Annotated in this window: 12 protein-coding genes; 8 read left to right on the forward strand and 4 right to left on the reverse strand. The window is 36.7% G+C overall.

All coding sequences use genetic code 11. From position 1 onward, the window contains the following. Window positions 1-253 precede the first annotated feature (253 nt). From G4D61_RS05905 to G4D61_RS05915, 3 genes are all read left to right on the forward strand, one after another. The gene (locus tag G4D61_RS05905) at window positions 254-1,189 is read left to right on the forward strand and encodes a 1-phosphofructokinase family hexose kinase (RefSeq protein ID WP_025730029.1); all 936 of its coding nucleotides are present in this window, start codon (window positions 254-256) and stop codon (window positions 1,187-1,189) included. Window positions 1,190-1,203: 14 nt separating this feature from the next. Next, on the forward strand, window positions 1,204-1,821 hold the full coding sequence (locus G4D61_RS05910; protein WP_163173475.1) for a class II aldolase/adducin family protein: 618 nt from the start codon (window positions 1,204-1,206) through the stop codon (window positions 1,819-1,821). A 363-nt stretch (window positions 1,822-2,184) separates the two neighbouring features. After that, window positions 2,185-3,378 carry a S53 family peptidase gene (locus G4D61_RS05915; RefSeq protein ID WP_035348876.1) on the forward strand — a complete coding sequence of 398 codons (1,194 nt, stop codon included), beginning with the start codon at window positions 2,185-2,187 and terminating at the stop codon, window positions 3,376-3,378. Between the two features lie 63 nt (window positions 3,379-3,441). Here the strand turns inward: G4D61_RS05915 and yidA are convergent, their stop codons facing one another. Then, window positions 3,442-4,254: a sugar-phosphatase gene (gene yidA, locus G4D61_RS05920; protein WP_163173477.1), complete on the reverse strand. Its 813-nt coding sequence runs from the start codon at window positions 4,252-4,254 to the stop codon at window positions 3,442-3,444. Window positions 4,255-4,773: 519 nt separating this feature from the next. On the opposite strand from yidA, the gene G4D61_RS05925 reads away from it, so the two are divergent. Further along, window positions 4,774-5,454, forward strand: a complete 681-nt coding sequence (locus G4D61_RS05925; RefSeq protein ID WP_025730034.1) for a response regulator transcription factor — start codon at window positions 4,774-4,776, stop codon at window positions 5,452-5,454. Beyond that, the gene (locus tag G4D61_RS05930) at window positions 5,451-6,521 is read left to right on the forward strand and encodes a sensor histidine kinase (RefSeq protein WP_163173479.1); all 1,071 of its coding nucleotides are present in this window, start codon (window positions 5,451-5,453) and stop codon (window positions 6,519-6,521) included. The genes G4D61_RS05925 and G4D61_RS05930 overlap by 4 nt, the downstream gene beginning before the upstream one ends. A gap of 260 nt (window positions 6,522-6,781) precedes the next feature. On the opposite strand, the gene dhaM is transcribed toward G4D61_RS05930, so the two are convergent. From dhaM to dhaK, 3 genes are read right to left on the reverse strand one after another with little or no spacing between them, the layout of a single operon-like run. Further along, window positions 6,782-7,159 carry a dihydroxyacetone kinase phosphoryl donor subunit DhaM gene (gene dhaM, locus G4D61_RS05935; protein WP_025730038.1) on the reverse strand — a complete coding sequence of 126 codons (378 nt, stop codon included), beginning with the start codon at window positions 7,157-7,159 and terminating at the stop codon, window positions 6,782-6,784. Next, window positions 7,159-7,743, reverse strand: a complete 585-nt coding sequence (dhaL, locus tag G4D61_RS05940; protein ID WP_025730040.1) for a dihydroxyacetone kinase subunit DhaL — start codon at window positions 7,741-7,743, stop codon at window positions 7,159-7,161. The genes dhaM and dhaL overlap by 1 nt, the downstream gene beginning before the upstream one ends. A gap of 15 nt (window positions 7,744-7,758) precedes the next feature. Next, complete coding sequence (gene dhaK, locus G4D61_RS05945; RefSeq protein WP_025730042.1) at window positions 7,759-8,751, reverse strand: dihydroxyacetone kinase subunit DhaK; 993 nt, start codon at window positions 8,749-8,751, stop codon at window positions 7,759-7,761. 380 nt (window positions 8,752-9,131) lie between these two features. Here dhaK and hisD point away from each other — a divergent pair, with 380 nt between their 5' ends. The 3 genes from hisD (at window position 9,132) to G4D61_RS05960 (ending at window position 12,917) form a co-directional block, all read left to right on the forward strand. Continuing rightward, window positions 9,132-10,421, forward strand: a complete 1,290-nt coding sequence (gene hisD / locus G4D61_RS05950; protein WP_025730044.1) for a histidinol dehydrogenase — start codon at window positions 9,132-9,134, stop codon at window positions 10,419-10,421. Window positions 10,422-10,785: 364 nt separating this feature from the next. Then, window positions 10,786-12,111, forward strand: coding sequence for an MFS transporter (locus G4D61_RS05955; protein WP_025730048.1), 1,326 nt, complete (start codon window positions 10,786-10,788; stop codon window positions 12,109-12,111). Window positions 12,112-12,155: 44 nt separating this feature from the next. Beyond that, window positions 12,156-12,917: an SDR family NAD(P)-dependent oxidoreductase gene (locus G4D61_RS05960; protein ID WP_025730050.1), complete on the forward strand. Its 762-nt coding sequence runs from the start codon at window positions 12,156-12,158 to the stop codon at window positions 12,915-12,917. Window positions 12,918-12,928 lie beyond the last annotated feature (11 nt).

Raw genomic sequence — 12,928 nt, forward strand, 5'->3', positions numbered from 1 at the left:
TCATAAATTTATTGAATGCGCTTTCATCAAAACTTTTATAAAAAGCTTTTTCTCCATTGTGATGAAATAACGATCACAATGGAGAAAAAATGGATAATAAAAATTTAAATGAATGCGCAATCAAAGATTAGTTTTTATCTTCTATAATAACTATATAGCAGAATATCTATCTTTCATTCACTCCAGCCATTAGCTTTCCAACTACCTTTTATGAAATAGATAAGAAAAGTTTTTAAAGTAGGAGGTGAATTGAATGATCTACACCGTTACATTAAACCCTGCAATTGACCGTATTGTTCATATTCCCGGCGAATTAACAAGAGGACAAAATCATCGCTCTACTGCAACTTCATTTGACATCGGAGGGAAAGCAACACATGTTTCCGTTGTATTATCTTCATTAAATATTGCCAATATCGCTACTGGATTTATGGGCGAAGGACGTCAAGATGTACTGATTGACCTTTTAGAAAAGAAAGAAGTATGTCATGATTTTCTCACCTTGCCTAATGAGGAAGTAAGAGAAAGCATTGTGATTGTAGATGAAACGAACAAAGGAAGTTATATGATCACAGAAAAAGGCCCGAACGTGTCTCCAAACATGCTCCAACAGTTTAAAGAAAAGTTGCAAACGACCATTCAGAAGAATGATATTGTTGTGTTTGCTGGAAATCCTTCAACACAAATGGACCCAAAAGATTATCGCGAAGTACTTGAAATGATAAAAAGTAAACATTGCCGATTAGTTGTTGATGCTTCCGATCGCTATTTGCAAGAAGCGCTCGCGGTTAAACCATATCTTTTAAAGCCAAATCAATATGAATTTAAAGAATTAATTGGAAAACCTCTAAATACTTTAGAAGATTATATTCATGCAGCTTTTCATTTTATGTGTGATGACATTGAATATTTCTTTATTTCATTAGGAAAAGAAGGATCACTGCTTTTACACCATCAAGAGATTTATCACATTATTCCTCCTACTGTCAAACAGGTAAACGATACTGGCTGTGGAGATGTCTTTATTGGAGGACTCGTCTACAGCATCGCTCAGAAATTTTCAGTAGAAAAAATGTGCCGGTTCGCCACTGCTATAAGTGCATCAAAAGCTACTCAGCACTCTAGTTCTGATTTTGAGTTAGAGCAAGTGCAAGCTTTAATGGAAAAGGTTAAAGTGAACCAACTTTAAAAGGAGGAATCGTTATGCTCTATCAACAAGAGCGCCAAGATGTATGTGAAGTTACAAAAATGATGTTTAATCGTTTTGTGACAAATGCCGCTGGTGGCAATATTAGCGTTAAAATCAATCATGAACATTTTATTATGACCCCTACTTTAATGGCTCAGCAAAAATTTTGCGACTTATCGCCTGATGATATTCTCGTTTTAACTCGTGACGGCGAAATCATTGAAGGAAAAGGAAATATTACCCGGGAATTTAACATGCATATAGGCACATACGATACGTTGCCAAATGCACAAGCTATTATTCATGCCCACCCAAAAGAATTAATGGTATTTGCTTCCTTAGGGCTTGAAGTGTCTCATTTGACAGAAAGCACGCGAAAACTTGGAGAAGTTAAAACACTTCCATACGCTCCGGCTACATCAATGGAACTTGCCGAAGTTGTTAAAACATATATGCGTTCGAGAAAAAGCGATATACCTGTAGCAACATTATTAAGAGAGCATGGAGTATTAATTGCCGATACATCCTTGCGCAAAGCATACGATATGTTGGAACGTTTAGAATATGAGGCCTACGTTAATTTTCAAGCTGCTGTCATTGGGGCGCTCGGTTTATACAAAGGAGAAAAATGATCGGTTTTCTATAACATTATATATTTTTAACAACTGTTGAAAGCTGTTAGAATCAACAGTTTTTTTAATTCCTTTAATAATGAACGATTGATTTAAAAGATTAGTCTAACTCCCTACTGAAAGCATTGCTATTTCATATTGCCAACATCATTCTATTATCCTACTTTTTTAGTTTCGCTCCTCACTTAGGACTATATAAATACTAGTAATCATTCATCATTTTTCTATTATTCCAATAATATGCCATTATATGACAAAATTAGTGGCAATTTCATGATATGATCATTCGAAATATTTAAATCTAATAGTTAAAGGCTTTTATAGATGCCTTTTCTATTAGTTAATCTACTAGGAGGGATAAATATGCATGATTTTATGAAGAAAATAGCATACTGTGTTGCTGCTAGTTTAATTGCTTTATTTGGCATAATAGGCATAACAACATCTGCTAGCGCCAAAACGAATACTTCATCAGCTCAAATAAGTAATTGGAAAGCTCATGACCCGATTCATGCTAAACATATTAGCAGTGGGATTAAACTTTTTACTTTTGCTTCTATTTATTCACCTTCACAAATAAAACAAGCGTATGGAATTGATAAACTAAATAAGACAGGAGCTGGTGCGACAATTGCCCTTGTTGAAGCCTACGGAAGTCCTACTATCAAAAACGATTTAAAAACATTTAATGAGAGATTTGATCTTCCCAATACCAATATTAATGTAGTTTATCCAAGCGGCAAACCTAAAACTGACGGAGGCTGGGCGCTTGAAACAGCACTGGATGTTGAATGGGCACATGCTCTCGCCCCAAAAGCAAATATTATGGTAGTTTCTGCAAAATCAGCTTCAATCAATGATTTATTAAAAGCAGAAGATTATGCTACTAACCACGGGGCCACTATCGTTTCCAACAGTTGGGGAGGATCTGAATTTTCCTCAGAAACTTCTTACGATAATCACTTTAATCATTCTGGTATTACATATTTAGCCTCTTCTGGCGATAATGGTCAAGGAAGTTCATGGCCAGCATCCTCGCCAAATGTAGTCTCTGTAGGAGGCACAACATTAACAGTAAAAAGTACAGGTGAGTATGGCAGTGAAACCGCATGGTCCGGGTCAGGCGGTGAACTAAGTCAATACGAAGGAAGGCCCACTTACCAGTCTAATTGGACAAGTATTCTCGGATCAAAGCGCGGCATTCCTGACGTTGCCTTTGATGCCGATCCAAACACAGGTGTATATGTGTATAGCAGTACAGCAGAAAATGGCCAAACAGGATGGTTTCAAGTCGGAGGAACGAGTTTTAGCGCTCCAGCTTGGGGAGCACTCATTGCCCTAGCTAATGAAGGAAGAACCCAATCATTATCAAGTAAAGATGTATTAAAAACTATTTATAGCACCGCTGGAAAAACTGGCAGTAAGGGATATAAAACAAACTTTCATGATATCGTATCTGGAAGCAATGGATATACTGCTAATGCTGGATATGATGTTGTAACTGGCATTGGCAGTCCAATTGCAAACAAGTTTATTACTACTTTAAATGACAAATAATATAATAGATTATATTAATGAAAAAAACGTGGACACATTTAGTCCACGTTTTTTTCATTAATATTATTTTGCGAACACAAGCTCATTTATCGCATAAGCAACACCATGCTCATTATTTGTACGAGTTTGGAAATTAGCGATTTCTTTTACTTTCTGTACTGCATTTCCCATCGCCACACCACAACCTGCAAATTCGATCATTGTCAGATCATTTTCATTATCGCCGATAGACATTACTTCTTCTTGCTGAATACCAAGAAATTCAGCTAATTGCCGCACTGCATTTCCTTTGCTTGCTTGAGGATGAAGAATTTCATAATAATACGGTGCACTTCTGACTAATGTATATTTTTGTTTTACATCCTCGGGAATTGATTCAATTGTCTTGTTTAACTTTTCTGGCTCGTCAATATACATTGCTTTCGGAATCACGATATTTTCCGAAAGCTCATTTAGTGTACAAAAACGCAAAGGTACTTGCGTTAAATACGATTCTAAAACCGTATATTTGCTTATATCTCGATTTGGGGTATACAAACGTTCCGTATCGAAAAAATGCATAGGGGTCTGTAATTGCAAGCTAAGTGCATATAATTCCTTTACATCCTGATAACGAATCGATAATTCCGATACAACCTCATTTGTATATGTATTCTGGACAAGCGCTCCATTATAAGCAATGACATAATCTTCTTCCTCATTTAATTGTAAATCTTCTAAATAGCGGCGAACGCCCCCTAAAGGTCGGCCTGTACAGAGAACAATTTTTACCCCATTCGCTTTTGCCTTCTGTAATGCATGCCGAACTTCAGCTGTTACTTCATGATGATCGTTTAATAACGTCCCATCCATATCAATGGCGATTAATTTGTACATAATAACTCTCCTTTCTAATCGTGTTGCAACTTTATTTTTTAATTTAATCATAATATAGATAAACGAATAATTCTATTTGTTCATATTCAGTTCATAAAGATGTTTTATTCTTTACTCTGTAATCAGTATTGAAGTAAGCATTAAAAATGAAGTATATTATACAGGTTAATCAATTAAGAATCCTTTATGCGAATACTATTTTTTTCAGGAAATAGCTTTTCGCTAATAGTTAATTTCTGTTAATACTTTGCTATCATAAAAAAAGAGTAGCCGTTAGAGAATGATAGAATAGCTTATAAATATCAATTGGCTTTTTCTACAAGAGACTGGAACAAAAGTATGCTAAGGAAAGAAAAACCGAATATTGCGCTCCAGAAATATACATTAGGAGTCTACGGAGCTGATTTGTGCAATGTTTGTCTTTATCTAACCACTTTTAGGTTTTGTCCCAGCCTCTTTACGAAAACAGCTGATCAATTCTTTATGACATCATACATTTTGTAAAAAGGATGAGAGACAATGGCAAAAATATTAGTTGTAGATGATGATCCACATATTCGTGAATTAGTTCGCGTCTTCTTAACAAAAGAGGGATTCAATGTTCTTGAAGCTTCAGATGGCAAGTCAGCGTTAACATTATTAGAATCCGAAAAAGTAGATTTGATCATTCTTGATATTATGATGCCAAACATGGATGGTTGGGAATTATGCCGTGAGCTCAGAACTTATTATTCTGATTTACTTCCAATATTAATGTTGACAGCTAAGGGAGAAACGGGACAAAAAGTAAAAGGCTTTGAGCTCGGAACAGATGACTATATGGTAAAACCATTTGAACCGGCTGAATTGATTGCCCGTGTTAAAGCATTACTAAAACGGTACCATATAAATGTGTCAAATAAAGTAAATATTGGAAGTATTGAACTCAATCGCTCGACATACCAAGTATTTGACGGAGAGCATGAGATCACTTTGCCACTCAAAGAATTTGAACTTTTATTTAAACTTGCGGAACACCCAGGAAAGACTTTTTCAAGGGAACAGCTGATTGAAGATATATGGGGATATGACTATGAAGGAGATGAAAGAACGGTCGACGTCCATATTAAAAGGCTTCGTCACCGTTTTACAAATGATAACTGCCCATTTAAAATTACAACGATCCGCGGTCTCGGTTATCGTTTAGAGGTAAATAAATGAGGAGGGGAAATAACATTGTAAAGCGGATTGTTTGGGCTTTAGCCGTGCTCACTCTATTATGTTTATGCTGGTCTTTCGCTTATCTCATCACTACATGGTGTTTTCATCACATTGGGATACATGTTTCCGGATTGTTAAAACAATTAACCATTTCTCTGATTGGATTCATTTTATTTGGTTTTATCATGTATGGGGTATCACGAATCGGACGTTTTCAAGAAAAACAAGCTGAGTTTTTCCGCCCTTTAATCACGGCAATGGAAAATATGGCCCAAGGAAATTTTAATATCGATCTATCCTATTACTCAGAACAAAATCCATCTCAAGAGCATCCATTAGGTGAGATTGTCGAAAGCATTAAACATATGGCCGATGAACTTAGAGAAATGGAACAAATGCGTCAAGAATTTATTTCAAACGTATCCCATGAAATCCAATCTCCATTGACATCGATTAGAGGTTTTGCAATTGCTTTACAAAATAACCAATTGTCAAAAGATGAACGGTCCCATTATTTGCAAATTATCGAGACAGAAACGATGCGGCTATCAAAGCTTAGTGAAAATTTATTAAAGCTCACTTCACTAGAGTCTGATCATCCCCCATTTGAGCCTAAAAACTATCGCTTAGATCAGCAATTACGGCGAGTCATCCTTGCATGCGAGCCGCAATGGACCAACAAGAATATTGATATGGATGTTTCGTTAAGTAAAACAATCATAAATGCTGATGAAGAACTAATGGACCAAGTTTGGATCAACTTAATCCATAATAGTATTAAATTTACACCTGAAGATGGAACAATCAGTATTCTTATCAACCAAGATGATGAAAAGGTTTCAGTTAATATTAAAGATACTGGTATCGGAATGGCAAAAGAAATTCAAATGCATATTTTTGAACGTTTTTATAAAGCCGATCAATCAAGAAACCGTACATCTGGCGGAAGCGGATTAGGACTCTCAATTGTTAAGAAAATTATTGAAATGCATCATGGTACAATTCAGGTCGCTAGCGAGCCAGGAAATGGAACGGAGTTTACAGTAACTCTACCAAAACATGAATGATACTAATATTGGTTCATGAGGCTAAGACAAAACTTAAAAGTGGTTAAATAAAGACGAACTTTGCACAAATCAGCTCTGGAAATATACGTAGACTCCTGCGGGAGGAGAGGCTCACCAGCCGGCCCATGGAAAGCGAAATATATTTCCGGAGCAGGGTTGGAACGCAATATTCGGGTTTTCTTTCACTAATATACTTTTCTCCCAGCCTCATTACACATGAATCCTATAAATCAGACTCATTAATGGAAGTGATCTTCTTATTATTTAATACATAATGGTTTAAGCTGATCCATTATCGTTTCAAAGGAGGCATCAGCCTGTATTAATGCTGCTGTTGTATACGCTCCTTCAACAACAGCAGCATCTATTAAATAAATTGTTTTGTCGGTCATTTCAATAGCCATTTCTAAATTTATTTTTGCACTGCCTAAATCGTAGAAAGCAAAAATTTTATCAGCATCGTTTTCTACAATTGCCGTATGGATTGCTTCAAAGCTTGTACCAATAGCTCCTTCCTCGATTCCACCTGCATAAGTAATCTCCACTTCTTTTGCCACTTCTGCCAATAAAGCTTCCAATCCCGCTGCCAATTCTTTAACATGTGAAACAATGACGATTCCAAACCTTTTTTTACTCATTAAACAATCTCTCCCTCTAATAAAGCATCAAAGAAATATCCACTTGAGGCTGCACCTGGGTCTATATGCCCGATTGAACGTTCTCCAAGATAAGAAGCCCGTCCTTTTGTGGCTTTCATATCTTTCGTTTGCTTCACTGCTTCTTCAATAGTTTTTTTCGTTAATGTCCCACGTTCTAAAGCCTCAATAACTGGTTCCCATACATCTATCATTGTTTTTTCTCCCCGGACTGCTTTTCCGCGTTTTTTTATTCCTTCAAGCCCTGCTTTTAAAATAGAAAGCAAATCTTGCTCATCATTCCCTGCTTGTTTTGCCATTGCGATAAATGCGGAACCATATAAAGGTCCTGATGCGCCACCGACTTTACTTAATAGAGTCATAGAAGAAAGTTTAAACACATCTTGAATAGTTGAATATCCCCCTTCCTTTAATTTCTCTTCCATTGCTTTTACCCCGCGTCCCATATTTGATCCATGATCACCATCGCCAATTGCACTGTCTAATTCACTTAAATAGGCTTTATTTTCTTGAACTTTTTTTGCAAATACTTCAAGCCATACAACAGTCTTCTCCACAGTTAACATAAATGCTCCTCCTTCTTATCCCCAAGCTGGTGTAACAACAGGAAATTGCAAATAATGATTCCATTCATCATCGACTAGCTTTAATAGAGTCAACGAAATCCCTTCCATATCAATTGAAGTCATAAAGGAACCAACCTTTTTGAAATCTACTATTAAACCTTCTTCTTTCAATAAATTCTGAACATCGTTCATAAAAATGTATTGTTCCATCAAAGGAGTTGCACCAAGACCATTTACTAAAACTGCATAATGTTGCCCCTTTTCCCATTGACATGCTGCCTTTAATTGCGTTACTAATTCTTTTGCAATTTCATTGGAGGTTTTGATTTTTTCTCTGCGATACCCTGGTTCCCCATGAATTCCTACACCGTATTCCATTTCATCCTCGCCTAATAAAAATCCTGGTTTCCCTACTTCTGGAACAGTTGCAGGAGAGATTGCAACACCAATCGTTTTAATATGGGGAACTAATCGATCACCTATTTTTTTTATTTCTTCAATAGATAATCCCGTTGCTGCTGCTGCACCTAAAATTTTATGAACAAAGATCGTTCCCGCTACCCCTCGTTTTCCAGCTGTATATGTACTATCCTCAACGGCAATATCATCATCAATAATTAATGTCTTGATTTGAATCCCTTCCATTTCGGCAAGCTCTTGTGCCATTTCAAAATTCATGACATCACCAGAATAATTTTTTACAATTAATAAAACCCCTGCTCCTTGATCTGCCTTCTTAATCGCTTCAAAGATTTGATCTGGTGTTGGGGAGGTAAATATTTCTCCGCAAACAGCAGCTGATAGCATACCTTGTCCTACAAACCCTGCATGACTCGGTTCATGTCCACTTCCCCCACCGCTAACTAAAGCAACCTTTCCCTTGTCCACAAAGTGTCTATAGATCACACCTGTTCCATCAATTCGTTGAAGTAAATGTTCGTATGCATAAGTAAAACCTTTCAGCATTTCATCTAATACATTTGACGGATCATTCATTATTTTTTTCATAAGTGCTTCCTCCCTCTCCTGATAAAGCCTTATACCTATAGACTAATCATAAATTGAAAGCGTTTTATTGTAAAATTTTTTGACTTTTCCTCGTTATCCAATTGTATGACTAAATTTAATTCATTATTTCAGTTGATAAAATTATTGCACTTCATTGTTTAAACATTTTTTACCAATCATTTAGCTATCAAAGTTAAAAATATATAATTTCTAAAATTTTAATTATTAAAAATAATTAATTGACATTATCACCATTTTATTTCATTATAAATTAATGAATACGTTTTCAATGACTACATCGTCCTAATTATCCTTTTTAGATGTTACTGACTATAATTTTGCATACGTATTCAAAAAGATGGGTTTGAGGAGGAATCATGATGGCTGAATATATTAAAACTGGTAAAAGCACCACTGAAATTGCAAAGGCAGATGCTGAAGTTCGTGAAGCTGTGCAAAAGATTTTAGATGATGTCCAGCAACGCGGAGATACTGCAGTACGAGAACTCTCAGCAAAATTCGATCATTGGTCTCCAGAAAGTTTTCGACTCACACAAGACCAAATTGATACCATCATTAAAAGCATTCCAGAGCAAACGATCAATGATATTAAATTTGCCCAAGCGAATGTTAGACGTTTTGCAGAAGCACAAAGAGCCGCATTAAAGGATATCGAAGTAGAAACAATGCCAGGGGTCATATTAGGACATAAAAATATACCAGTAAATAGCGTTGGCTGCTACATACCAGGGGGACGATATCCGATGGTTGCCTCTGCTCATATGAGTGTACTAACTGCAAAAGTAGCCGGTGTAAAGAGGGTGATTGCTTGTACACCGCCGATTAATGGAAAAATTCCTGCAGCAACTGTAACAGCAATGGCCTTAGCTGGAGCAGATGAAATATATATTTTAGGAGGTGTGCAAGCGATGGCTGCAATGGGGTTTGGCACAAAATCTATTTGTCCTGTTGATATGTTAGTAGGCCCAGGAAATGCATTCGTCGCGGAGGCAAAAAGACAATTATTTGGCAAAGTTGGCATTGACTTATTAGCAGGGCCAACCGAAACATTAGTCATTGCGGACGAAACAGCAGATGCTGAAATGGTTGCGACCGACTTATTAGGGCAAGCAGAACATGGACCTACCTCCCCCTGTGCTCTCATTACAACGTCAAGAATATTAGCTTTTGAAACAATCAAAGAAATTGAACGTCAATTGCAATTGTTGCCGACAGGTGAAGTTGCTCGTATAGCATGGGAAGACAATGGGAGGATTATTTTAGTTAATAGTTTAGAAGAGGCTGTTATTGAGGCAGATAAATTGGCCTATGAACATGTAGAAGTACTAACAAAAAACCCTGAATACTTTAAGAAGAATATGACCAACTTTGGCGCATTGTTTCTTGGACCGGAAACAAATGTTGCCTACGGAGATAAAGTAATCGGCACCAATCATACTTTGCCTACGAAAGGCGCTGCTCGTTATACGGGTGGTCTTTGGGTAGGAAAATTTATCAAGACTTGTACTTACCAAAAAGTAAAACCTGAGGTGACCGCACAAATCGGTGAATATTGTACACGTCTATGTGAACTCGAAAACTTTGCTGCTCATGCAGAACAAGCTAAATTAAGGGTCAAGCGTTACGGAAATAAGGAAGTAATAAAATAAAACATAGCAAATGAAACACAATCTTAAGCAGTTGCTGATTGTGTTTCTATTCCCGCCTAAAAATGTAAGCGATTAAAATATTATTCTATGAACTTGCTTATAGTTCTTCAAGTTCAAGCTCCTTTCAATGCCAATCTAGGAGCATCCTTTCATTTAACTTCTAGAACTTCATTATAAAATCATGCCAGCTACTAGTCATTTTTTCTTCATGAAACGATAAGACATAAAAAATAAGTTACAGTAATACTCTTCTTTTGCACTATTCTTTTGCAATCGTCGCAAATATGTTTTTATTTTATCTGTTTTCGCTGCGACGTTAATGACTTCATTTCCTAAAATCGAACAATACTGGGGTGGAACATTTATGAAAAAAACTTCTACTAATGTACGTTGGATCATGATGTTTCTTGTCTTCTTAATAAGTACAGTTAGTTATTTAGACCGTACCAATCTATCCGTAAGTGCACCAGTTATCCAACATGAATTCCATATTTCTGCAATGCAATTAGGGATTATATTTAGCGCATTTTCTTGGACTTATGCGCTCGGTCAAATTCCCGCAGGTATGATTGCAAACTGGTTAAAACCACGTAAAACCTATTTCTATGGGATGCTAGTCTGGTGCATCATTCTTATCCTAACAACACAGGCCGCCTCATTTGGGGCATGGGTTATTTTTCGAATTCCTTTTGGTTTAGCTGAGGCAGTTACTTGGCCTGCTGCATCTGTCTTGCTTGCTCGTTGGTTCCCAAGAGTAGAATATTCGCAAGCAATGTCGTTGCAAAATCTCGGTCTAGTAATTGGCGCAGCTGTCGCACCGCCAATTGTTGCTTTTTTGTTAGTTCATTGGGGATGGCAAGTGGCCTTTATTATTACAGGTATTATCGCTGCTATTCTAGGTGTCTTCTTTTATCTTTATGGAAGAGACAATCCAGAAGAACACCGTGGAGTTTCAGAAAATGAGCTAGAATGGATTAAACATGATCAGCTAGAGGAAAATTCCGAAATTACTTCTGTACCTGGATTGTATAGAGCACTTTTAAAACGCCCAACATTATGGGCAGCAAGTATGGCAAACTTTGGTTTGGATTTCGTAAATTATATGTTTTTAACATGGTATCCAACTTATCTTACTGAAAAATACCATATGAGTTTGAGTGAAATGGGGATAATGGCAATGGAACCCTATTTGTTCGGTTTAATTACTGTATTGAGCGCAGGTACAGTTGTTCGCCGCTTGGTAGATAAAGGTCGTGATTCAGTTTCTGCACGCAAAATTGTCATTTCTCTTGGATTGATTTTAGGTACGGCAACATTATTTGTCACCCCTTTTATCAATAATATTTATGCCTCTGTTACATGTATGTCTTTAGGATACGCTTTTGTCATGTCAATTCTTGGTCCTATGTGGTCTACTGCAGCCGAAATTGGGGGCAAGAGTGGAGCTGGGTTTGTAAGTGGCGCTATTAACTTTATTGGCAATATTGGAGGGATTTTATCACCTTTATTAATGGGATTCATTTTACAATATTTTAATAGCTTTACTCCAGCAATTCTGATATCTGCAGGCATTACGTTACTATGCTCGATCTTATTTCTTATTTTGTATCGTGTCCATAATGACCGTGCAGCTATTCTTACATTTACAAAAGATACTCAATCTAAACTAAACAATCATTCTGCATCATAAAAAAGATTATTTGTTTTATTTTTTTATAGGAAAGGAGATTATTCATGGAATATTTAAGTGAATTATCAACTCAAAAAATTCTCGTAACTGGGGGCAATAGAGGAATCGGCAGAGACATTGCAATATCTTTTGCAAAGCACCAGGCAAATGTTGTCATTTCGGGTAGGGATGAAGCTACATTGATCTCAACAACAGAAATGTTACAGAAATATAATCGCAAGTGCACTTATATCAAGGCGGATATGCAGCAAGTGGAAAGTATTCGTAATATGGTTGATAAGGCGTACACTTATTTAAATGGACTGGATGTTGTTGTCAATAATGCTGGTATTAATATTCCAAAGCCTGCACTGGAAGTCACTGAAGAAGATTGGGATCAAATAATAGATACAAACCTTAAAGGCACATTCTTTTGTGCACAGCAAGCAGGGAAATATATGATTGCAAAAAACAAAGGGAAAATCATTAATATTGTTTCGCAAATGGCATTTGTCGGTTTTCGAAACCGATCTGCCTACTGCTCAAGTAAAGGTGGCGCTGTCCAATTAACAAAAGCTTTAGCAGTTGAATGGGCACCATACAATATTAAAGTAAATGCTGTTGCACCTACGTTCATTAAAACAGAGTTAACGAACAAAATGTTTGCCGACCAATCCTTTTACGACGAAGTGTTAACGCGAATTCCTTTAGGAAAATTAGCTGAACCATCTGATGTTACAGGAGCTGTCTTATTTCTAGCATCAGATATGGCAAACTTTATTACGGGGGATACAATTCGTGTAGATGGTGGATGGACGGCAATCTAAAACAAAAGGAG

The organism is Heyndrickxia ginsengihumi, from assembly GCF_011008565.1.
GTDB classification, from domain to species: Bacteria; Bacillota; Bacilli; order Bacillales; family Bacillaceae_C; genus Weizmannia; species Weizmannia ginsengihumi.

What these genes read in the sequence shown, in the direction of transcription:
- G4D61_RS05925 (WP_025730034.1), top strand. Translation starts at nt 4,774, where the DNA reads ATGGCAAAAATATTAGTTGTAGATGATGATCCACATATTCGTGAATTA.
- G4D61_RS05910 (WP_163173475.1), top strand. Translation starts at nt 1,204, where the DNA reads ATGCTCTATCAACAAGAGCGCCAAGATGTATGTGAAGTTACAAAAATG.
- yidA (WP_163173477.1), bottom strand. Translation starts at nt 4,254, where the DNA reads ATGTACAAATTAATCGCCATTGATATGGATGGGACGTTATTAAACGAT.
- dhaK (WP_025730042.1), bottom strand. Translation starts at nt 8,751, where the DNA reads ATGAAAAAAATAATGAATGATCCGTCAAATGTATTAGATGAAATGCTG.
- G4D61_RS05905 (WP_025730029.1), top strand. Translation starts at nt 254, where the DNA reads ATGATCTACACCGTTACATTAAACCCTGCAATTGACCGTATTGTTCAT.
- G4D61_RS05960 (WP_025730050.1), top strand. Translation starts at nt 12,156, where the DNA reads ATGGAATATTTAAGTGAATTATCAACTCAAAAAATTCTCGTAACTGGG.
- dhaL (WP_025730040.1), bottom strand. Translation starts at nt 7,743, where the DNA reads ATGTTAACTGTGGAGAAGACTGTTGTATGGCTTGAAGTATTTGCAAAA.
- G4D61_RS05955 (WP_025730048.1), top strand. Translation starts at nt 10,786, where the DNA reads ATGAAAAAAACTTCTACTAATGTACGTTGGATCATGATGTTTCTTGTC.
- dhaM (WP_025730038.1), bottom strand. Translation starts at nt 7,159, where the DNA reads ATGAGTAAAAAAAGGTTTGGAATCGTCATTGTTTCACATGTTAAAGAA.
- hisD (WP_025730044.1), top strand. Translation starts at nt 9,132, where the DNA reads ATGGCTGAATATATTAAAACTGGTAAAAGCACCACTGAAATTGCAAAG.
- G4D61_RS05930 (WP_163173479.1), top strand. Translation starts at nt 5,451, where the DNA reads ATGAGGAGGGGAAATAACATTGTAAAGCGGATTGTTTGGGCTTTAGCC.
- G4D61_RS05915 (WP_035348876.1), top strand. Translation starts at nt 2,185, where the DNA reads ATGCATGATTTTATGAAGAAAATAGCATACTGTGTTGCTGCTAGTTTA.